The sequence below is a fragment of the Leifsonia sp. NPDC056824 genome, from assembly GCF_042789575.1.
GTDB lineage: Bacteria > Actinomycetota > Actinomycetes > Actinomycetales > Microbacteriaceae > Leifsonia.
In genome coordinates this window covers 917,335-937,455 of record NZ_JBHUAV010000001.1, presented here as the reverse complement: position 1 = coordinate 937,455, position 20,121 = coordinate 917,335, and the positions used below count along the sequence as shown (strand labels likewise).

20 protein-coding genes are annotated in these 20,121 nt (G+C 70.7%); 10 read left to right on the top strand and 10 right to left on the bottom strand.

Annotated elements, in window-relative coordinates; translation table 11 throughout:
* Positions 1-30: 30 nt before the first annotated feature.
* Positions 31-777 (bottom strand): 3-hydroxybutyrate dehydrogenase, encoded by a 747-nt coding sequence (locus ACFRFH_RS04570; protein ID WP_382461824.1) that lies wholly within the window; start codon positions 775-777, stop codon positions 31-33.
* 31 nt (positions 778-808) lie between these two features.
* Positions 809-2,164: an MFS transporter gene (locus ACFRFH_RS04565; RefSeq protein ID WP_382461823.1), complete on the bottom strand. Its 1,356-nt coding sequence runs from the start codon at positions 2,162-2,164 to the stop codon at positions 809-811.
* A gap of 105 nt (positions 2,165-2,269) precedes the next feature.
* On the opposite strand from ACFRFH_RS04565, the gene ACFRFH_RS04560 reads away from it, so the two are divergent.
* Together ACFRFH_RS04560 and ACFRFH_RS04555 are read left to right on the top strand one after the other, a co-directional pair.
* Positions 2,270-3,202 carry a LysR family transcriptional regulator gene (locus ACFRFH_RS04560; protein WP_382461822.1) on the top strand — a complete coding sequence of 311 codons (933 nt, stop codon included), beginning with the start codon at positions 2,270-2,272 and terminating at the stop codon, positions 3,200-3,202.
* Between the two features lie 66 nt (positions 3,203-3,268).
* Complete coding sequence (locus ACFRFH_RS04555; protein WP_382461821.1) at positions 3,269-3,970, top strand: hypothetical protein; 702 nt, start codon at positions 3,269-3,271, stop codon at positions 3,968-3,970.
* Between the two features lie 10 nt (positions 3,971-3,980).
* On the opposite strand, the gene ACFRFH_RS04550 is transcribed toward ACFRFH_RS04555, so the two are convergent.
* Positions 3,981-5,267: an MFS transporter gene (locus ACFRFH_RS04550; protein WP_382461820.1), complete on the bottom strand. Its 1,287-nt coding sequence runs from the start codon at positions 5,265-5,267 to the stop codon at positions 3,981-3,983.
* The gene (locus ACFRFH_RS04545) at positions 5,264-5,866 is read right to left on the bottom strand and encodes a helix-turn-helix domain-containing protein (protein WP_382461819.1); all 603 of its coding nucleotides are present in this window, start codon (positions 5,864-5,866) and stop codon (positions 5,264-5,266) included. The genes ACFRFH_RS04550 and ACFRFH_RS04545 overlap by 4 nt, the downstream gene beginning before the upstream one ends.
* A 115-nt stretch (positions 5,867-5,981) precedes the next feature.
* Between ACFRFH_RS04545 and ACFRFH_RS04540 the strand changes: the two genes are divergently transcribed.
* The 4 genes from ACFRFH_RS04540 to ACFRFH_RS04525 are packed head-to-tail and all read left to right on the top strand — an operon-like array spanning position 5,982 to position 9,363.
* The gene (locus ACFRFH_RS04540; protein WP_382461818.1) at positions 5,982-7,565 is read left to right on the top strand and encodes an MFS transporter; all 1,584 of its coding nucleotides are present in this window, start codon (positions 5,982-5,984) and stop codon (positions 7,563-7,565) included.
* Positions 7,546-8,145: a TetR family transcriptional regulator gene (locus ACFRFH_RS04535; RefSeq protein ID WP_382461817.1), complete on the top strand. Its 600-nt coding sequence runs from the start codon at positions 7,546-7,548 to the stop codon at positions 8,143-8,145. Before ACFRFH_RS04540 ends, ACFRFH_RS04535 begins: the two co-directional genes overlap by 20 nt.
* 59 nt (positions 8,146-8,204) lie before the next feature.
* Complete coding sequence (dcd, locus tag ACFRFH_RS04530) at positions 8,205-8,810, top strand: dCTP deaminase (RefSeq protein ID WP_382461816.1); 606 nt, start codon at positions 8,205-8,207, stop codon at positions 8,808-8,810.
* Between the two features lie 25 nt (positions 8,811-8,835).
* Positions 8,836-9,363 carry a hypothetical protein gene (locus ACFRFH_RS04525; protein ID WP_382461815.1) on the top strand — a complete coding sequence of 176 codons (528 nt, stop codon included), beginning with the start codon at positions 8,836-8,838 and terminating at the stop codon, positions 9,361-9,363.
* A gap of 140 nt (positions 9,364-9,503) precedes the next feature.
* Here ACFRFH_RS04525 and idi read toward each other — a convergent pair whose 3' ends face one another.
* Together idi and ACFRFH_RS04515 are read right to left on the bottom strand one after the other, a co-directional pair.
* Entirely contained in the window at positions 9,504-10,055 is a 552-nt protein-coding gene (gene idi / locus ACFRFH_RS04520) for an isopentenyl-diphosphate Delta-isomerase (protein WP_382461814.1), read from the bottom strand.
* Between the two features lie 105 nt (positions 10,056-10,160).
* Complete coding sequence (locus ACFRFH_RS04515; protein ID WP_382461813.1) at positions 10,161-11,336, bottom strand: hypothetical protein; 1,176 nt, start codon at positions 11,334-11,336, stop codon at positions 10,161-10,163.
* 56 nt (positions 11,337-11,392) lie between these two features.
* On the opposite strand from ACFRFH_RS04515, the gene ACFRFH_RS04510 reads away from it, so the two are divergent.
* Positions 11,393-12,148 (top strand): MarR family winged helix-turn-helix transcriptional regulator, encoded by a 756-nt coding sequence (locus tag ACFRFH_RS04510; protein WP_382461812.1) that lies wholly within the window; start codon positions 11,393-11,395, stop codon positions 12,146-12,148.
* Positions 12,149-12,268: 120 nt separating this feature from the next.
* Here ACFRFH_RS04510 and ACFRFH_RS04505 read toward each other — a convergent pair whose 3' ends face one another.
* Together ACFRFH_RS04505 and ACFRFH_RS04500 are read right to left on the bottom strand one after the other, a co-directional pair.
* Complete coding sequence (locus tag ACFRFH_RS04505; RefSeq protein WP_382461811.1) at positions 12,269-13,699, bottom strand: MFS transporter; 1,431 nt, start codon at positions 13,697-13,699, stop codon at positions 12,269-12,271.
* A gap of 52 nt (positions 13,700-13,751) precedes the next feature.
* On the bottom strand, positions 13,752-14,393 hold the full coding sequence (locus ACFRFH_RS04500; RefSeq protein WP_382461810.1) for a DUF2461 domain-containing protein: 642 nt from the start codon (positions 14,391-14,393) through the stop codon (positions 13,752-13,754).
* A 77-nt stretch (positions 14,394-14,470) separates the two neighbouring features.
* On the opposite strand from ACFRFH_RS04500, the gene ACFRFH_RS04495 reads away from it, so the two are divergent.
* Positions 14,471-15,253: an SDR family oxidoreductase gene (locus ACFRFH_RS04495; protein WP_382461809.1), complete on the top strand. Its 783-nt coding sequence runs from the start codon at positions 14,471-14,473 to the stop codon at positions 15,251-15,253.
* Between the two features lie 87 nt (positions 15,254-15,340).
* On the opposite strand, the gene ACFRFH_RS04490 is transcribed toward ACFRFH_RS04495, so the two are convergent.
* Together ACFRFH_RS04490 and ACFRFH_RS04485 are read right to left on the bottom strand one after the other, a co-directional pair.
* Positions 15,341-15,913 carry a signal peptidase II gene (locus ACFRFH_RS04490; protein WP_382461808.1) on the bottom strand — a complete coding sequence of 191 codons (573 nt, stop codon included), beginning with the start codon at positions 15,911-15,913 and terminating at the stop codon, positions 15,341-15,343.
* A 47-nt stretch (positions 15,914-15,960) separates the two neighbouring features.
* The gene (locus tag ACFRFH_RS04485; RefSeq protein WP_382461807.1) at positions 15,961-16,686 is read right to left on the bottom strand and encodes a GTP pyrophosphokinase family protein; all 726 of its coding nucleotides are present in this window, start codon (positions 16,684-16,686) and stop codon (positions 15,961-15,963) included.
* Between the two features lie 84 nt (positions 16,687-16,770).
* Between ACFRFH_RS04485 and ACFRFH_RS04480 the strand changes: the two genes are divergently transcribed.
* Entirely contained in the window at positions 16,771-18,360 is a 1,590-nt protein-coding gene (locus ACFRFH_RS04480) for an MFS transporter (RefSeq protein ID WP_382461806.1), read from the top strand.
* An 84-nt stretch (positions 18,361-18,444) separates the two neighbouring features.
* Entirely contained in the window at positions 18,445-20,118 is a 1,674-nt protein-coding gene (locus tag ACFRFH_RS04475) for an N-6 DNA methylase (RefSeq protein WP_382461805.1), read from the top strand.
* Positions 20,119-20,121: the final 3 nt, after the last annotated feature.

The window sequence follows — 20,121 nt, the reverse complement described above, 5'->3', positions numbered from 1 at the left end:
CCGACGCGACCGTCGTGTCGATCCCCGCGGTCACCGGGCGCTCCACCCGCCGTCCATGGTGTAGCTCGCGCCGGTGACCATCCCCGCGTCCGGCCCGGCGAGCCAGAGCGCGAGGCTGGCGACCTCGTGCGGCTCGACCAGCCGCTTCACAGCCGACTCGGCGAGCAGCACCCGTGACAGCACCTCGTCTTCGTCGACCCCGTTGAGGCGGGCCTGGTCCGCGATCTGCTTCTCCACGAGCGGGGAGCGCACGTAGCCGGGGTCGATGCAGTTGCTGGTCACGCCGTGCTCGCCGCCCTCCAGTGCGGTCACCTTCGAGAGCCCCTCCAGGCCGTGCTTGGCCGAGACGTAGGCCGCCTTGTACTTCGAGGCGCGAAGCCCGTGCACGCTGGACAGGTTGATGACGCGCCCGAAGCCGCGTTCGTACATCCCTGGGAGCGCGGCGCGGATGAGCAGGAACGGCGCTTCCAGCATGAGGCGGAGGATCAGCGAGAACCGCTCCGGGTCGAAGTCCTCGATCGGGCTGACGTGCTGGATGCCCGCGTTGTTGACGAGGATGTCGGTGTCCAGCCGCAGGTCCGCGAGCGCGCCGGTGTCGGCGAGGTCCACCTTCCAGCTCGAGCCGCCGATCTCGGCGGCGACGCGGGAGGCCGCGTCGCCGTCGATGTCGGCCACGGTGACGTGCGCGCCGGCGGCGGCGAACGCACGGGCGCAGGCTGCGCCGATTCCGCTCGCGCCGCCGGTGACGAGTGCGCGGCGTCCCTGGAACGGGCTCATGGGTGGTGCCTTTCGGTGGGGTGGGTCGGGGTCAGCGCGCGACGGACGGCGCTGCGCTGCGGACGTCGCGGGCGGCGTCGGCCTGGTCCACGGCCTCCAGCGAGATGCCCTTCGTCTCGCGCAGCGTCAGCACGGCGACCAGGGTCACGACGCAGGCGATCACGATGTAGACGGCCACCGGCATCCAGCTGTGATAGTCCTTCAGCCACGCCGTCGCCAGGATCGGCGCGAGCGAGCCGGCCACGATCGACACCACCTGCGAGCCGAGGGAGACGCCCGAGTAGCGCATCCGGGTGGGGAACAGCTCGGCCATGATGGCGGGCTGCGGGGCGTACATGAAGGCGTGGAACACCAGGCCGATGGTCACCGCCAGGACGATCAGCGGCGGGTTGAGGGTGTCGAACAGCGGGAAGGCGAAGAACGCCCAGGTGGCGGCGAGCACTGCGCCGACCAGGTAGACCGGCTTGCGTCCCACGCGATCGCTGAGGCGGCCGACCTGCGGGATGACGAGGAAGTGCACGACGTGCGCGATCAACAGTGCGAGCAGCAGCTGGCCGGTGTTGTAGTCGTGCACTTCCTTCAGGTAGACGATCGTGAAGCTGACCACGATGTAGTAGAAGATGTTCTCCGCGAAGCGCAGGCCCATCGCCTTCAGCACGCCTCCGGGGTAGCGCTTGAGCACCTGGCCCACGCCGTAGCCGCCGCGCTGGTCGCTCTCGGCCTGCGCCTTCGCCTCGATGAAGATCGGCGCCTCGCTGACCCGGGTGCGGATGTAGAAGCCCACGAGCACGATCAGCGCGGACAGCCAGAACGCGATCCGCCAGCCCCAGCTGAGGAACGCCTCCGGGCTCATCACCCACGACGACACCAGGAGCACGAGGGTGGCGAGGAGGTTGCCGACCGGCACGGCCGCCTGCGGCCAGCTCGACCAGAACCCGCGGCTGCGGTCGGGGCTCTGCTCGGCCACCAGCAGCACCGCGCCGCCCCACTCGCCGCCCAGCGCGAAGCCCTGGACGAAGCGCAGCGCGACCAGCAGGGCGGGCGCCCAGTAGCCGACGCTCGCGAAGCCGGGCAGGCAGCCCATCAGGAACGTGGCGGCGCCGACGATGATGATGGTCGCCTGCAGCGTGGGCTTGCGGCCGAGCCGGTCGCCGATCTGCCCGAAGACGATCCCGCCGAGCGGGCGGGCGATGAATCCCACCGCGTACGTGACGAATGCGGCGATGACCCCGTCCAGCGGACTGCCGGTGGCGGGGAAGAAGAACGTGCCGAAGACCAGGCTCGCGGCGGTGGCGTAGAGGAAGAACTCATACCATTCGACGACCGTGCCTGCCATCGATGCGGCGACGATCGTCTTGAGGGTGCGGGGACTCGCGGTGGTTTCCATACTCTCTCCTTCGATGTCGACGGTGACATCCGCGGGCCAGTCAACCCGGGGTACAAGTGCGAATCAATGCCCAAGGATGCGATGGCGCTGTGCATAATTGCACACATGGACGCGTCGAAGAAGCCCAGATCGGACGACCTGCTGGTCCTCCTCGCGGTGGCGCGGGCCGGCCGGTACGCCCGCGCGGCCGAGCAGCTCGGCGTCGACCACACCACGGTCTCCCGGCGGATCGACGCGCTCGAGGAGACTCTGGGCGGACGGTTGCTGACCCAGGCGTCCGGGGGCTGGGAGCTCACGCCGCTGGGCAGCCGCGCGGTGGACGTAGCCGGCCGCATCGAGGCGGCGGTGGCGGCGCTCACCCGTCCCGAGGCGGAGGCGGACCCCATCGACGGGGTGGTCAGGATGTCGGCGACCGACGGTTTCAGCGCGTACATCGCCGCCCCGGCGATCGCCGCGCTCCGCAGGGAGCATCCGGGCCTCTCGGTGGAGATCCTCACCGTGACCCGGCGTGCGCTGCAGCACCGCTCGGGGCTCGATATCGAGATCGTCGTCGGCCGGCCGGAGACCCGTCGCGCCCACACGGTCGAGCTGGGCTCCTACGCGCTCGGGATGTACGCCTCCCACGACTACCTCGAGCGGAACGGCACCCCGACGACGCCGGACCAGGTCTTCGCGCACCCGCTCGTCTACTTCATCGACTCGATCCTGCAGGTGGACGACCTCGACCTGCCGCGGCGCCTCGCCCCGCAGATGCGCGACGCGCTGACCTCCACGAACGTGTTCGTGCACGTCGAGGCCACCCGCGCGGGCGCCGGCATCGGCCTGCTGCCGTGCTTCATGGCCGACCGCCACGACGACCTGGTGCGGCTGCTGCCGGACCAGCTCCACGCCACGCTGCCGTACTGGATGGTCGTCCACCCGGACTCGCTGCGGCATCCCGCGGTCGCCGCCGTCGCGCACGCGCTGCGGGAGGGTGCGCGGGACGCCGCGGACATCCTGGCCGGACGTTCGGCGGGGCGACAGGCGAGCGCTACCTGAGGATTCCGGGACTTTTCGCACCGAGTCCGCGGCGGGCGCACAGCAGCGACTTGCTTGACTGTGAGGGTGAACGACACCCCCAAGCGAGATCGCCGGCTCGAGGCCCAGAAGCGCGCGGCCGAGCTGCGGCGGCAGGAGCAGCGCCGGGCCCGCCGCCGCCAGCTGCTGATCGGAGGCGGTGTCGTGGTCGCGGTGCTCGCCGTCGGCGGAATCGTCGCCGCGGTCGTGGTAAACGGGCAGCCGTCGTCGACGTCCGCGTCCGCGGGGCGCACCTCCACCGCCTCCGCGAGCGCCGGAGCCTGGACCGCCCCCGCCGATGTGGAGGGCGCCGTGCGGGCAGCCGGCCTGCAGATGCTGACCGCAGAAGGGTCGGCGCTGCACATCCACCAGCACCTGACCGTCACGGTGGACGGCGCGCCCGTCGCCGTTCCCGCCGGCATCGGCATCGACGAGGCGCAGCAGCGGATCTCGCCGATCCACACGCACGACGAGTCCGGGATCATCCACGTCGAGTCGGCGGAGGTCCGGACGTTCACGCTGGGCCAGGTGTTCGACGAGTGGGGCCAGAAGCTCGGGCCGGGCCAGGTCGGTGCGTACCGGGACGGCGTCGACGGCCAGACGGTCACCGTCTTCGTGAACGGCAAGCCGTTCACCGGCGACCCGCGCACGATCACGCTCACCTCGCACGAGGACATCGACTTCGTCGTCGCGAAGAAGGGGACGACGGCCTCCGCGCCGAAGGCGTTCGCCTGGCCCGCCGGGTACTGACGAGTCGGGCTCACGCCGCCTCGGGACCGAGCCGCGGCGAACCCGGCGCGGGAGCGGCCCGGTCCAGCTGCCGCCAGACCGGGAACACCAACGGCGCGATCGTCGCGAGCAGCATCACCATTCCTGCGCCGACGCACGCCCAGGTCAGGCCGACGCCCTGCGCGAGGAGGCCGCCGAGCAGCGACCCGAACGGCACGCCCAGGTAGGCGCTCGCCTTCATCGCCCCGAGCACGCGGGTCTGCAGCAGCGCGGGCACCCGCTCGTACTGCACCGCCCCGATGATCGGATTCGGCACCCCGCCGAAGACCCCGCAGACGAAGAACACCGCGGCGACGGCGACGACGGAGGTCCAGCCCGCCACCGCGAAGAACGGCGGGGCCGACGCCAGCAGCGTGCAGCAGGCGAAGGTCAGCCAGCGCGGGAGCCGCCGGCCCAGCCACGCGGTGAGCAGCACTCCGGCGAGCATCCCGAGCCCGGAGGCGCCGCCGACCGCGCCGAACGCGACCGCGTCGTGCACCCGGTCGTGCGCCCAGACCGGGAGGAACACTGCGCTCATCGCCTGGTCGAGCAGGTTCGTGAGCACGATCAGGGCCATCAGGCTGAGCAGGAGCCGGTCGGCGCGGAGGAAGCGCAGCCCCTCCCGCAGTTCGGCGAAGTAGGCGCGCGGGCCGAGCCGTGGCGCGGCGGCGGGCGTCTCCGACTCCGACGTCGGCTGGACCCGCGGCACCGTCGCGGCCACCACCACGACCGCGCAGAGGAAGCTCAGGCTGTCGATCAGGATCGTGACCGCCGGGCCGACCAGCGCGACCAGCACGCCGGCCAGCGGCATCCCGACCAGCAGCGCCGCCCGGTTCGCGCCGGAGTAGAGCCCGACCGCGCGCTCGTCGCTCCAGCGGGCCAGCCGCGCCAGCGGGGGGATCATCGGCGTGGAGGCCGCGTCCGCAGCGCCGCGGACGGCGCCGGCGACTGCGACCAGCGCCACCAGTGCGCCGAGCGGCAGGTCGTGCAGCGCGCCGAGCAGGAACACCGCGAACACGGCAGCCGCGGCGACGAGGTTGCCGATCAGGAAGGTGCGGCGCAGACCGACCCGGTCGACCAGCGGCCCAGCGGTCGCCTGCAGCAGCACGTACGGCGCCATCTCTGCGAACCCGACCAGGCCGGTGGCGACGGCGCTGCCGGTCGTGACGAGCACGAGCCACGGGATGGCGATGGCCGACAGGGCCGTGCCCGCGCCGGAGACCAGGTACGCGCCGATCAGCCCGAGCAGCGGAGTGCGGCGGGGCGCGATGTCGGTCATGGCTCCGGGAACAGCTGGAACTGCGCGTGCACCCGGACTCCGTCGCCGGCGTCCGCCCCCGGCTCGCGCCGGAACCGCGACACGAGCTCGCGCACGGCCGCCGTGACCTCCCGGGCCTGCTCGACGCTGAGGGTGAGCGGCCAGTCGCTGACCGTCCACGGCAGCTCGGGCAGCTCCTCCACCCGGCTGGACAGCGTGTCCACCCAGGCCAGCACGCGCCGGTGCGACTCCTCGGCGTTGAGCCGCACGAACTGCACGGCCTGGTCGACGGTCTCCTCGGTGGCGGCGTCGCCCGGCACACGGAACGAGAAGGAGGTCGACCGGTGCACCGCGCGCCACCAGCGGTCCCGGTCGTTGCCGCGCTCGGCGTCCTCCACGATGAAGCCGTGCTCGGCGAGCACCCGGAGGTGGTAGCTGGTGACGCCCGTGGACTGGCCCACCCGCCGGCCGAGCTCGGTCGCGGTGGACGGTCCGTCGGCCTGGAGGAGGTCGAGCAGCCGGAGTCGCAGCGGGTTGACCAGCCCGCGCATGGCAGAGGGGCTGAGCAGCACATCATGTGCGGGATCGAGCTCCGGGAACGGGGACGGCTCGTCGGTCATACCGGGCAGTGTAATCGCAGAAAAGATTCTGCAAAAGAGTTTCTGCGGTTTTGCTCACAAACAAACTGACACAAACTCCCAAAACGGAGTTACCATCCAAAAGGAGGTGAGTGTCATGAAGCAGGAGACCCGGAGATGGTGGGCGCTCGGCGCCGTGAGCCTGAGCGTCCTGGCCGTCGGGATCGACGGGACGGTCCTCTCGATCGCCCTGCCGACCCTCGCCGGCGCGCTGCACGCGTCCGAGACGCAACTCGAATGGTTCTCGTCCGGCTACCTGCTCATGCTGGCCGCCGCCGTGCTCCCGCTCGGCCTCCTCGGCGACCGGTTCGGCCGCAAGGCCGTGCTGCTCGTCTCGCTCGCCGCGTTCGGGGGCGGCTCGGCGCTGTGCGCGTTCGCGACGACGCCCGAGGTGTTCCTGACCGCGCGGCTGCTGATGGGCGTGGCGGGCGCCGGTGTCGCGGTCATGGCGCTGTCGGCGCTGACCGTGTTCTTCGACGAGGCCTCCCGGCCCCGGGCGGTCGGCGTGTTCGCGGCGGCGAACTTCCTGTCGCTGCCGCTCGGGCCGATCCTGGGCGGCTGGATGCTCGCCAACCTCTGGTGGGGCTGGGTGTTCCTGCTCAATCTCCCCGTCGTCGCGATCGGCCTGGTCGCCGTGGCGCTGCTCGTCCCCGAGTCGAAGGCGGAAGAGCGTCCGTCGTTCGACGCGGTCGGCGTGCTGGCCTCGGTGGCCGGGCTGGTCGTGTTCACCTACGGGATCATCGAGGTCGGACAGCACGGCTGGTCGGACGCGGGGGCGCTGACCGCGCTCGGCCTCGGCGTCGCCATCCTCGCCGGGTTCGTCGCGTGGGAGGTGGCGCTCACCCGGCGTGGTCGCTCGCCGCTGGTCGACACGACGCTGTTCCGGTCCCGGACGTTCACCGGGGGCGCGGCGCTCGCCGGGGTCGCCGGCATGGGGATGGTCGGGCTGCTGTTCGTGATGCCCCAGTTCTTCCAGGCGGTGCAGGGCGTGGACGTGTTCGCCTCCGGGCTGCGCCTGCTCCCGTTCGTCGGCGGCATGCTGATCGGCGCGCTGCCGGCCTCCCGCATCGCCGCGGCCATCGGTTTCCGCGCGACGGTGACCATCGGCTTCGTCGTGATCGCGGCGGGCTCCGCGATCGGATCGTGGACGACGGGCTCGACCAGCGAGGTCGTCGTCGCGGCCTGGATGGCGACGGTCTGCGCGGGCGCCGGACTCGCGCTCACCTCCGCCATGTCGGCCGCGCTGTCCCGGCTCACCGCCGAGCACAGCGGGGTGGGATCGGGCGTCGTCCAGGCGCTCCAGAAGACGAGCGCCCCGCTCGGCACCGCCATCCTCGGAAGCGTGGTCGCGGCCGTCTACACGGCGCAGCTCGCCTCGGTGTTCGCGTCGGCGCCGGTGCCCGCGGCGGTCGCCTCGGCGGCGAAGTCCAGCGTCTACGCCGGTATCGCGGTGGCCGACCGGCTCCACTCGACCGCGCTCGCGGCGGCCGTGCGCGACGCGTTCACGCAGGGGATGAGCGTGTCGCTGTGGGTCTCCGCCGGCATCGCGGTCGCGGGAGGCATCATGGCGATGGTGGTCCTGCCGCGTACGGAGCGCGGTGCGCACCTCGCCTCGGCGCCCGCAGCGGTGGCCGCCACCATCCCGGACGGAAGGAGCACGCATGCCGGACGGCACGTCTGACAGGCCCGGCCTCCGCGAGCGCAAGAAGGCGCGGACGCGGGCGGCCATCCAGTCGCACGCGCTGCGCCTGTTCACCGAGCAGGGCTACGACGCCACGACGATCGACCAGGTCATCGACGCGGCCGAGGTGTCGGCGAGCACGTTCTTCCGATACTTCCCGACCAAGGAGTCCGTCGTCCTCTTCGACGACTTCGACCCGCAGATCGTCGCCGCCTTCCTCGCCCAGCCCGCCGACGTCCCGCCGATCGCGGCGATGCGCGCCGCACTCCGGGAGGCTTTCGGTGACCTGACCGCGGAGCAGCTGAAGGAGCAGCGCGAGCGCCTCGATCTGGTCCTGGCCGTCCCCGCCTTGCGCGGCGCGATCCTCGACCAGCTCATGCAGTCGATGCTCCTGGTCTCCGAGACGATCGCCGACCGTGCCGGCCGCCCGCGCGACGACTTCGCCGTCCGCACCCTGGCGGGGGCCATCATCGGCAGCATGTTCGCGGTGCTCTCGGAGCTCGCGGAGGACCCGGACGCCGAGCTCGCCCCGCTCGTGGACAGGGCGTTCTCGTTCCTGGAGGGCGGGCTGCGGTTGTGACCGTCGACCTCCGGCGTAACCCCCGATCCCGCTCCCCGCGCACCCGATAGGCTGGGCGCGTGCTTCTCTCCGATCGTGACATCAAGGCCGAACTGGGTGCCGGGCGGATCGCGCTGGAGCCGTACGAGCCGGCGATGGTCCAGCCGTCGAGCATCGACGTGCGGCTCGACCGCTTCTTCCGGCTGTTCGACAACCACAAGTACCCGTTCATCGACCCCGCGATCGACCAGCCGGAGCTGACCCGGTTCGTCGAGGTGGACCCCGACCAGGCGTTCATCCTGCACCCGGGCGAGTTCGTGCTCGGGTCCACCTTCGAGCTGGTGAGCCTGCCCGACGACGTCGCCGCGCGGCTGGAGGGCAAGAGCTCGCTCGGGCGGCTCGGCCTCCTCACCCACTCCACGGCCGGCTTCATCGACCCCGGCTTCTCCGGGCATGTGACCCTGGAACTGAGCAACGTCGCGACGCTGCCGATCAAGCTGTGGCCGGGGATGAAGATCGGCCAGATGTGCTTCTTCCGGCTGTCGTCCGCGGCCGAGAAGCCGTACGGGTCGGCCGAGTACAGCTCGCGGTACCAGGGCCAGCGCGGGCCGACGGCCTCGCGTTCGTTCCTCAACTTCCACCGGACCGACGTGTCCGCTACCGAAGCCGGACGCCCGTCCAGCTAGTCCCCCCGACCCGAGAGGGCTGCCCATGAGCGAGTCGACCGATTCCCTTTTCGCGCGAGCCCTGATCGCGGCCGAGCCGACGCCGGAGCGTCCGCAGCGGATGCACCTGTTCGGGCAGCTCGTCGGGAGCTGGCGGGCCGACGTCCGCTTCCTCGACGAGGCGTCCGGCGCGTGGACGGAGCGGGTCGAGGAGTGGGTGTTCGCGTACACGCTCGGCGGCCGGGCCGTGCAGGACGTGCTGGTGGCGCCTGATCCCGAGCATCCCGGGTCCCTCGTCGCCCACGGCTCGACCGTGCGCGTCTACGACTCGACGCTCGGCGCGTGGCGGGTGAGCTGGTTCGGCGCCGGGGCCGGCGACTTCTGCACCCTGGTCGCCACACCGCATCGCCGCGACGGCATCCGACAGGACGGCACCCAGACCGACGGTCGGCCGATCCGCTGGAACTTCTCGAAGATCACCGGCGAGTCGTTCGAATGGGACGGCTGGGTCTCGAACGACGAGGGCCGCACCTGGTGGCTGGAGCAGCACGTCGACGCGGTGCGCACGGGCTGATCCGTTTCGCGCAGTGGCCGTGCGGTCCCGCAACTGCTACCCCGGCGAACTGCTTCGTCTCCGAATGGATTCGCTTCGCGGCATACGCGCCGCGGAGTTATCCACAGTCGATTACACAGGTGGAAAATAGTGAGTCAGACTCACAGCTGGCCTGAAGCTTCGGGTGCATCGTCGGCATAGAGGGCGGGCAGCTGGAGGGTCAGCCAGGGGCTGAACGCCCACGGTGTGGCCTCCACCGCGGCCAGCAGTGCGCGCGGGTCGACCCACTCCCATTCGGCGACTTCGTCGGAGGACGGTTTCAGGTCCCCGGCGATCGTCGCGGTGAACACCGGGCAGACCTCGTACTCGACGATGCCGCCGGCGTCGGTGGCGCGGTACTGGAAGTCGGGGATCACCGGCACCAGGTTCTCCACCGCGGTGCCGAGCTCGTCGGCGGCGCGGCGCGCGATCGCGTCCTCCATCGACTCGCCCGGCGCGGGATGCCCGCAGAACGAGTTGGTCCAGACGCCCGGCCAGGTGGCCTTGCTCAGCGCGCGGCGGGTCACGAGGATGCGGCCCTCGCCGTCGAAGAGATGGCAGGAGAAGGCCAGGTGGAGGGGCGTGTCCGTGGTGTGGACGGTCGCCTTGTCCGCGGTCCCGATCGGGGTGCCGTCCTCCGCGAGCAGGACGACCTCTTCGCGCGGTGAGGTCATACGTCCATCCTAGGCGCGGGCGGGACGGGGTGAGGGGGCGCACGGAGGGGACGCGGCGAGGGGGCGCGGCCGGTGGTCGCGTCCCCTCGGGTCCGGGCCGGCGGGTCAGTCGGCGTCGGTGCCCTCTTCGGTGCCTTCTTCGGTGTCAGTGGTCGTGGCGGACTCCTCGGCCTCCTGCGCGTTCGGCGTCCAGCCGAGGTTGCGCGCCATCGCCTCGAGGGTGGCGAGCGTGGTGGCGAGGTCGGCGGGATCGATGCCCTCGGAGGCGGTCGCCCGCGCCGTGCGGATGCGCTCGGCGGCGCCGTCGTGCGCCGCACGTCCCTCGTCGGTCAGCGTCGCGCGGTCCCCGTCGAACCAGACCCAGCCGCGCTCGACGAAGTCCGCGAGGATGCGGTCGACGCCGCCGCGGCAGCGCCCGTCGAAGCCGTGCCCGCCGGCGAACGGCGGGCGACCGTGCCCGGAGTGCTCGTGAGCCCACGCGTCCGGACCGAACCGGCCGGGGCCGTAGCCGCGTCCGTAGCGGCCGGGCCCGAAGCCGCCGTAGCCGAACCCGCCTGGGCCGAAGCCATGCCCGGCGTGCGCACGCTCGACGCCGCGGACGAAGCCGCGCTCGAAGCCGCGCTCGAACGCCTGCTCGGCGCCGTGGTGGTCGTGGTGGGAGTGGTCGTCGTGCTCGTGGTGGTGGTCGTGGTCGTGCCCCTGGTGGTCGTCGCTGTGGTCGTGCCCGTCGTGTACCTGGTGGGCGTCGCCGTGGTCGGGTCCGTAGCTGTCGTGCCCCTGCTGTTCGTCGCCGTGCGCGTGTCCGCCGTGGTCGGGTCCGTGGTGGTCGTGCCCGTCGTGGTCGTGCGGCCCGGCCTGCGCGCGGGCGCTGTCGTGCTCCATCCACGCGCGGTACATCTGCTGGCGGCGCTCCCACTCGCGCCGCATCCAGTCGGGGTGGCCGCGCCACTCCCGCGGCGCGGCGGCCGCGTGGGCTTGCTCGCCGGAGGGGGCGTCGCCGTCCGCGCGCACGTCCGCCTCGGCTGGACGGTCGGCGCGGGTGGGCCGGCCTCCGAATGTGCCGCCGCGGCGTCCGCGGTGCGGGAGGGCGGCGTAGAGCTCGTCGGCGGTGGCCGGGCCGTCCGCGAGGGTGTGCAGCACGCGCCAGCCTCGGCGCCCGAGGTCGAGCTCGTGGAGCTCGTCGCGCGTCCGGGCGCGGAGGCGCCCGCTGATCTCGCCGAACCAGAAGTACGGCGGGGTATCGGATGAATCGTGGGTGTTCGAGTCGTCGATGGTCGTCATCGGGAGACTCCCTTCGGTTTCTATGTACTGTTACAAGTAAATGTATAGTTACATGCATGGCTGAGGATCGTCAAGAGCAGGACCGTTCGCCCGAAGCGGACGTGGTCGCACTCATCGAGCGCTCACTGGTCGCCGTCCGCCGTGACCAGTCGCGCCGCCGCCCGACGGGACCGTGGGACCACGGCGCCTACCCCGGCCACGGCCACGCGAACCACGACCACGGCAACGGCACGGACCAGACCCGCGCCACCGATGGCGCCGACCAGGACTCCATGCACTCCGCCGGCGACAGCACCGACTCCCGCAACGGCGCCACCCCCCACGACCATCACGGCCACTCCCACCCCACCCCGCACGGCTTCGACCCGCACACCTGGTCCCCGCGCGGCCCGTGGGCCGGCTTCCCCGGACCGTTCGGCGACTCCGCCCGCCCCGGCCCCGGTCGCCGCGGACGCGACGGCTCGCTCGGCCGCTTCGCCCGCATCCGGATGCTGGAGGCGCTGGCGGCGGCCGACGCGGAGGGGCGGCAGCTCTCGGTCAGCTCGCTCGCCACCGCGATCGGCGTCGATCAGCCGCGCGCGAGCCGGCTCGTGCAGGAGGGCGTCGAGCGCGGGCTCGTGCGGCGCGTGCCAGACCCGTCCGACGCACGGCGGGCGCTCATCCAGCTCACCACTGCCGGACGTTCACAGCTCGGCGAGGTCCAGGACCACCGCCGCTCCGCGGTCGAGACCGCCCTCGCCAGTTTCACCCCCGAGGAGGCCCGCACCTTCGCCGAACTCTTCGCCCGCTTCGTCCAAGCCTGGCCCCGCTGACCGGCCCGCCCCTGCCGCCCCTGACCCCGTAGCCAACGGAGGACTTCCCACTCCCCGCAGCCCCGATCTCCTCCGCTCACTGCCACACCCCGGCGCGTCGCCCCGGATCTCCTCCGTTCGCTACCGCGGCGACCGCACCGGAATCAGCAGCACCAACCCCACCAGCAGCACGACCACGATCCCGAGGATGCCCCAGTACTGCGCCCCGCCGATCGCGACGAACAGCGCGAACAGCAGCGGCGCCACGAACGACACCGCGCGCCCGCACGTCGCGTACAGCCCGAACACCTCGCCTTCGCGCCCGGCCGGCGTGACCCGGGTCAGGAAGGTCCGGCTCGCGGACTGCGCCGGCCCGACGAACAGACACAGGATCAGCCCGAACACCCAGAACGCGATCGCCCCGCCGTCGTGGAGGAAGAACACCGCGAGTCCGGCGATCACCAGCCCGACCAGCGCCGTGACGATCACCGGCTTCGCGCCGAACCGGTCGTCGAACCGCCCGGACAGCACCGTGCTCAGCCCCGCGACCACGTTCGCTGCGATCGCGAACACGATCACGCCCGACTGGCTGAACCCGAACGTCCCCTTCGCGAGGATGCCGCCGAACGTGAACACGCCGACCAGCCCGTCCCGGAACAGCGCGGACGAGATGAGGAACAGCACCGTGTTCCTGCTCTCCCGCCACAGCACCCCGAGGTCGCGGAACAGCTGCCCGTACGACGCGAAGAACCCGACCCGCGGCAGCCGCCGGTTGGCCGGCGCCTCCGGCACCTTCAGCAAAACAGGGATGGACAGCGCGAGCGCCCAGATCGCGGCCACCAGTGCGACGAGCCGGTAGTTGAGCCCCTGGTCCGTCGAGACGTGGAGGACGCCTCCCGTGCCGTCGCCGTTGGGGGACGCGAGCAGCACGAGCACGAGGACGAGCAGCAGGATGCCGCCGAAGTAGCCGCTGGCCCAGCCGAGTCCGCTCACCCGGCCGACCGTCTTCGGCGTCGAGACCTGCACCAGCATCGCGTTGTAGTTGACGGTCGCGATCTCGTAGAACACGGTCCCGACCGCGACGAGGACGACGCCGAACAGGAAGAACGACGGCTCGCCCACGACGAAGAACATCAGCGCGGTGATGACCACCACGACGCCGGTGTTGATCCCGAGCCACAGCTTGCGGCGGCCGGACCCGTCCGTTCGTCGGCCGAGCACGGGCGCGAGGACGGCGACGACGATCCCGGCGATCCCGATGCCCCACGCCAGCCCGCTGGAGAGTCCAGCGATCGCGCCGGTCACCGCGTGGTGCGCCGGGCCGGAGGCGTCCTTCTCCGCGTCCTGCGCCGAGACGAGCGCGGGGGAGATGAAGTAGCTGCTGGTCAGGTAGACGGTGAAGACGAACGTCGTGATGACCGCGTTGAAGGCCGCGCCGCCGGCATCCCACAGCGCCCACGAAGCCACCCAGCTGCGCGGGATGCGGCGCTCGGTGGAGCTGTCGGCGAAGATCGGGCTCGCCGCGGTCGCGAGGGCGTCGCCGTCGCCGCCCGCCGGTCGTTCGGTCGTCATGGGGACAGCGTAGGGCGTGGCGGGGAACGCGCGGTGAACCGCGTGTCCGAGGTCAGCTCGTGCCGTCGCCGCCGTCGAGAACGTTCACCCGCAGCCACTCCGTCACCGGCTCGCTGTCGTGCAGGAACCCCGCGATCCGCTCGGCGGCCTCCGGCGTCGCGAACCAGTCGGGGACGCCCCACTGCTCCCAGGTGATCAGTCCCTTGTACCGCAGCAGCTCGGCGCGGGGATGGTCGGCCGTGAACCCGCGCGGCGCCGTCTTGAGCTGGTCGGTGCCCTCGATGCCGATCCCAGCCGCCCGCACGGCCTCCACCGCAGCCGTCAGCTCGCCGCCGGTATTCGGGGCGTCCACCGCGCGGCGGTACCGGTCGAGCTGCTGCTTGTCGAGCTGGTGCGCGCCGGCTCCGGCGGCCAGCCCCTCGGCGGACACCTGCACGTAGCCGCCGCGTTCGAAGGTCATCGCCGCGTGCAGCTTGTACGGCGACTTGTCCGCCGAGAACCGCACGTCGCGATACGGCCGGAACAGCTTCCCCGCGCCGAACTCCGGCTCCAGCGCGTCGGCGAGCGCGTGGAGGGGGCCCGCGACGCGCGTCTCGTAGCGCTCCCGGTTCTCCAGCCAGAATGCCTTGTCGTTGTGCACGGTCAGCTCGCGGTAGAACGCGAGCGCGTCCTCGTCGAACCCGGTGAATGTCATGGCCCGATCGTACGTCGGCGCGCGGCCCGCTCGGATGAGAGGTTGTCCAGGAGGCCATTGGTGCGGATGCTGTCGGTATGGACACGATGAAGGTCGCAGTCGCCGGTGGCACCGGCGTGGTGGGCGCTCGCACGGTCGACGCGTTGAGGAAGGCCGGGCACGAGGCGGTGGTGCTCAGCCGCTCCGCGGGCACGGACCTCCTCGCGGCGGCCCACGACACCGGTGAGGCGCACCGGCTCGCCCGCGCCCTCGACGGCTGCGCGGCCGTCGTGGATGTGACGTCGGTGACGACGATGGGAGGGGCGGCCTCCACGCGCTTCTTCGAGGCGGTGACGACGGCGCTCCTCACCGCGGAGCGAGCGGCCGGCGTGAAGCACCATGTCGCGCTCTCGATCGTGGGCGCGGCGGCGGCGCCGTACGCGTACTACGCGGGCAAGGCCGCGCAGGAGCGGCTGGTGATGGCGAGCGGGGACGGCTGGAGCCTGCTGCGGGCGACGCAGTTCCACGAGTTCGCGTCCCAGCTCGCGGCCCGTTCCCGCGGTCGCGTGAAGGCGGTTCCGGCGGTGCGCTCGCAGCCGGTCGCGGCGGCGGAGGTCGGCGCGCGTCTCGCCGAGCTGGCGACCGGGGAGCCGATCGGGCTCAGCCGCGACCTCGGCGGCCCGAAGGTGGAGGACATGCCCACCCTCGTCCGCCGCTACCTCGCCGCAACGGGGTCGCAGGCCCGCGTCTTCGCGGTGCCGCTGCCCGGCCGCTGGGGCCGCGCCCTCCGCGACGGCACGCTCCTGCCCGGCCCCGACGCGCAACTCGGCACCACCACCTTCGACGACTACCTCGCCACTGTCGCGCGCCGCGATTCGTGACGAATGTCGCGTTTCGCGCGCGCTAAGCCGCGATTCGTGCGGAATGTCCGTCCCGCGATTCGTGACGAATGTCGCGTTTCGCGCGCGCTAAGCGTCGATTCGTGCGGAATCGTCGCCGTGATGGTGGCGCGGGCCGCCGCGGAGCGGCACCCCGACGACGGCGAGGATGAGCGCCAGCACCGCGCCGCAGAAGATCGCGATGTCCGCCACGTTCCCGATGAACCAGTTCGCGTAGGCGATGAAGTCGACCACATGCCCCTGCCCGAACGACGGCGCCCGGAACAGCCGGTCGCCCAGGTGGGTCACCGCGCCGCCGAGCAGGAGGCCGAATGCGACCGCCCACGATCGCGCGCCGACCCGCCGCGAGAAGCAGAGGAGCGCGACGACCGCCAGCGCGGCGATGATCGTGAACACCCAGGTCTGGTCCACCAGGAACGAGAACGCCGCCCCCGAGTTGTAGATGAGCTGGATGCCGAGAAGGTTCCCGATCAGCGAGTGGTAGACGCCCACCTGGAGGCCGGCGGTCGCCCACAGCTTGGTGAGCTGGTCGGCGAGAACGACGACGACGGCGATGACCAGGATGAGGACCAGCGCGCGCGAGCGGCGCCGCGGGAATTCGGCGTCCGTTGACGGCTCGGACGGTTCGGTGCTCTCGCTCACCGGGTTATCCTCGCATGCTCGCGGCGCGCGAATCGACGAGCGCCCTGCTACACCGACACCGGTAACGCGTACTGCTCCGCCCCGCCGTCCCCGCGAACCTGCCGGTGGATGTCCTCCATGGTGATGTCGAGCTGCCCCGCCGTGCCCGCCGCCGCGGTGAGGTCGCGCAGCAGCGGCTCCGGCACCTCACCGTCGTACTTGTAGTAGATCTTGTGCTCGAGGCTCGCCCAGAAGTCCATCGCCACCGTGCGGAGCTGCACCTCCACCGGCACGGCCACCGGGCCGCCGCTGAGGAAGACCGGCACCTCGACGATGACGTGCAGGCTCTTGTAGCCGTTGGGCTTCGGATGCGCGATGTAGTCCTTCACCCGCAGCACGCGCACGTCCTCCTGCGCCGTCAGCAGCTCGAACACGCGGTAGACGTCCGAGACGAACGAGCACACGATCCGCACGCCTGCGATGTCGGTGATGGCCTCCCGGATCGCGTCGAACGACGGTTCGCAGTTCTTGCGGATGACCTTCTGCTCCAGGCTCTCGGCCGACTTCAGCCGGCTGGAGATGTGCTCGATGGGGTTGTAGTCCTGCAGCTCGGCGAACTCCTCGCGCAGGATGGACACCTTGGTGGAGATCTCGTCGATGCCGAACTTGTACGGCATGATGAACCGCGCGAAGTCCTCGCGGAACGCCTGCACCTCGCTCAGCGTGGCCGGGTCGATGCTCTGCAGAGCCTCGATAGCCCGGGTGGAGAGCAACGGGGCCGGGTCCGAATCCATGCTCACGACGCTATCGACGCGGGTTGTGGAACGGGTGTGAATCGGCTGTCGCCAAACCTGCGCCCGCTGTGCTTTCCTGTGCGCATGAGCGGCGGGGACGGCGGGGCCGGCGGGGACGCGCCTTTCAACGTCCGCCTTGCGATCCTGCTCGCGATGGCGATGTTCGTGCTCGTCGTCGACACCTCGCTGATGAACGTGTCGATCTCCGCCGTCGTCCACGACCTCCACACCACGGTCAGCGGAGTCCAGGGCGCGATCGCGCTCGAGGCCCTGGTCTCGGCCGCGTTCATCCTGATCGGCGGCAAGACCGGCGACCTCATCGGCCGCAAGCTCGCCTACATCCTCGGCCTGCTCGGTTACGCGGTCGGCGCGATCGCGATGACCCTCGCTCAGAACCTCCTCGCGATCGTCATCTTCTGGGCGGTGGTCGGCGGGATCGGCGCCTCGCTGCTGCTGCCGGCGATGCAGTCGCTCATTCACGGCAACTTCGAGGGCGCCCACCAGAAGCGCGTTTATGCGCTCGTGGGCGCCTCGGCGGCCATCGCCGCCGCGGTCGGGCCGCTGCTGGGCGGGTTCATCACGACCTTCCTGTCCTGGCGGGTCGGCTTCCTGCTGGAGGCTGTCATCATCGCGGTGGTGCTCGCCGGGATCGGGCTGGTCCACGACGTCCCGTACACCGGCTCGCGTTCGATCGACCTGGTCGGCGCGCTGCTGTCGGTGGTCGGGATGGGCGGCATCGTCACCGGCATCCTGGTCTGGCAGGAGGGTGGCCAGTACGTGCTCCTGCTCATCGTCGTCGGCGTCGCGGCCCTCGTCGGCCTGGTGTTCTGGCTGCGGTCGCGCGCCCGCCGCGCCAAGCCGACCCTCCTCGACCCCGCGCTGTTCTCGTCGAAGCTGTTCCGTACGGGCGTCAGCGGCCAGCTCCTCCAGCAGGTGGCGCTCGGCGGCACCATGATCGCGCTGCCCATCTACCTGCAGATGGTGCTGGAGTACAACGCGCTGCAGGCCGGCCTCTCGATCGCCCCGCTGTCGCTGAGCATGTTCGTCGTCGCGCTGCTCGCCGGCCGGAGGGCGAAGGGCCGCCCGGCGAACCTGATCCTGTGGGGCTTCCTGCTCAACGTGGCCGGCATCGCGATCCTGCTGCCGATCGTCCCGATCGCCACGAACGGCTGGTTCCTGACCATCCCGCTCATCGTGTCGGGCAGCGGCCTCGGCCTCCTGGTCTCGCAGCTCAACAACTACACGCTGTCGCCGATCAGCGACGAACGCGTCAGCGAGGCCGCCGGTGTCAACTCCGCCGCCGGCTCGTTCGGACTGTCGTTCGGCCTGGCGTTCGCCGGCGCGATCATGCTCGCGACGCTGGCCTTCGCCTTCACCTCGCTGACGAACGCGAGCACCGTGCTCCCGGCCGCCGACAAGCAGCAGGTGGCGACCGCGCTGGAGGAGGACGCCCAGGTGATGTCGAACACCCAGCTGGAGAAGCAGCTCGCCACCGAGACGCCGGAGGTGCGCGCGGAGGTCGTCCGCATCAACACCGAGGCGCGGCCGCTCGCGCTGCAGGTCGCGTTGCTGGTCCCGCTCGCCGCCGGCCTGCTGGGCGCGGGCAACGCGCTGCGGATGCGGCGTCTGCCCGACCCGGCGCCGTCGGACAGCGACGCCCCGGTTCTGGGCTGAGCGGAACCGGATGACGTTACCTCAAACCAGCGACTCGCTCCCGTTGCGTGTGGCTGTGTCGGCGGGCTGAGGCAGGATTGACGTATGTCAACCGCCGCGCATTCCGAACCCGACACTGCCGAGGTTCGGAAGGCTCGCGGTGCGTTCTTTACGCCGCAGAGAATCGCGGACTTCATTGCCTGCTGGGCGATCCGAGGTGAACACGAAACGGTAATGGAGCCGTCGTGCGGCGAGGCTGCCTTCTTGCTATCGGCTTCGCGACGGCTCAACGAGCTCGGAGCCGACGATCTGTCGAGCGGTCATCAGTTGCATGGTGTTGAACTTCACGCTGACTCGGCTGCGCGCGCGGCGGCGCTTTTGGCGGCGCAGGGGGCCGGTTCGACTATTGACGTGGGTGACTTCTTTTTAGTTGATCCATCACCGCGATTTGACGCGGTCGTCGGCAATCCGCCTTACGTTCGTTACCAGAGTTTTTCTGGAGAGTCGCGGGTCCGATCGCGAGGCGCCGCGCTTCGGGCCGGCGTCAACCTCACGGCCTTGGCCTCCAGCTGGGCCGCATTCACGGTGCACGCAGCCTTGTTCCTCAAGAGGGGCGGTCGGATGGGTCTTGTCCTCCCCGCGGAACTCCTGAGTGTCAATTACGCTTCCCCTGTTCGTAAGTTCCTCTTTGAACGCTTCCGTGACGTGAGCATCGTGCTTTTCGAGGAACGCGTGTTTCCGGGCGTCTTGGAGGAAGTCGTTCTTCTTCTTGCGGACGGATTCGATGAGGGATCAGCCGGGCACGCGTCCATTTTTCAAGTCAAAGATCCGACGGAGCTCTCGGACAACTTGACGGCGCAGAAATGGACGCCGGCCTCGCCCGAAGCTAAGTGGACTTCATCAATGATGTCCGGCGGCGCGCGCGACATCTATGCGTCGATCGTGGGTGGTGATTCCTTCGCCCGTTTGAACACCTGGGGTGAAACCACGCTGGGTGCGGTGACCGGGAACAACAAGTACTTCGCTTTGTCGCCGCACCGCGTGCGTGAGCTTGGACTGGAGCGCAAAGACGTCATTGCCCTCGCCCCACCGGGGAGCAAGCACTTGAGGTCGCTTCGCTTCTCACGCTCTGACTGGAATGCACTAGGGGCGTCTGGGAGTTCGACGTACTTGTTCCGGCCTCCGTCGGAGCCGTCGAAGGCCGCGCGCGAGTACATCTCAAGCGGCGAGGCTGCCGGTGTGAATGAGGCCTACAAATGCCGGGTGCGGACACCCTGGTGGCGCGTGCCACTTGTTCCAGCCCCGGATCTTTTCGTTACCTACATGAACTCAGACACCCCGAGGTTCGCTGCCAACTCGGCCCGAGTCCACAACCTGAACAGCGTGCACGGTCTTTTCCTGCATCCGGAGCTCAGATGGGTAGGCTCTCGGGCCCTCCCGTTGGCCACTTTGAACAGCATCACGCTTCTGGGATCTGAGATCGTCGGCCGATCTTATGGCGGGGGGATGTTGAAACTGGAACCACGAGAGGCAGATGAGCTTCCTGTTCCCAGCGTGGACGTCGTCGAACGCTCGATCGAGGACCTGCTGGCCATCGAACGCACCGTCCGAGCGCGCCTCAGATCGAACGACCTGCTCGGAGCGGTTGGTTGCGTCGACGAGGTTCTCCGGCGCAACGGGTTCACCATCGGCAACGACGCTTTGGAGCACCTACGAGAGGCGAGGCGGGGGTTGACCGCGAGGCGTGTTGCGAGAGGCGCAGAGCCCGGCCAAGGTTGAACG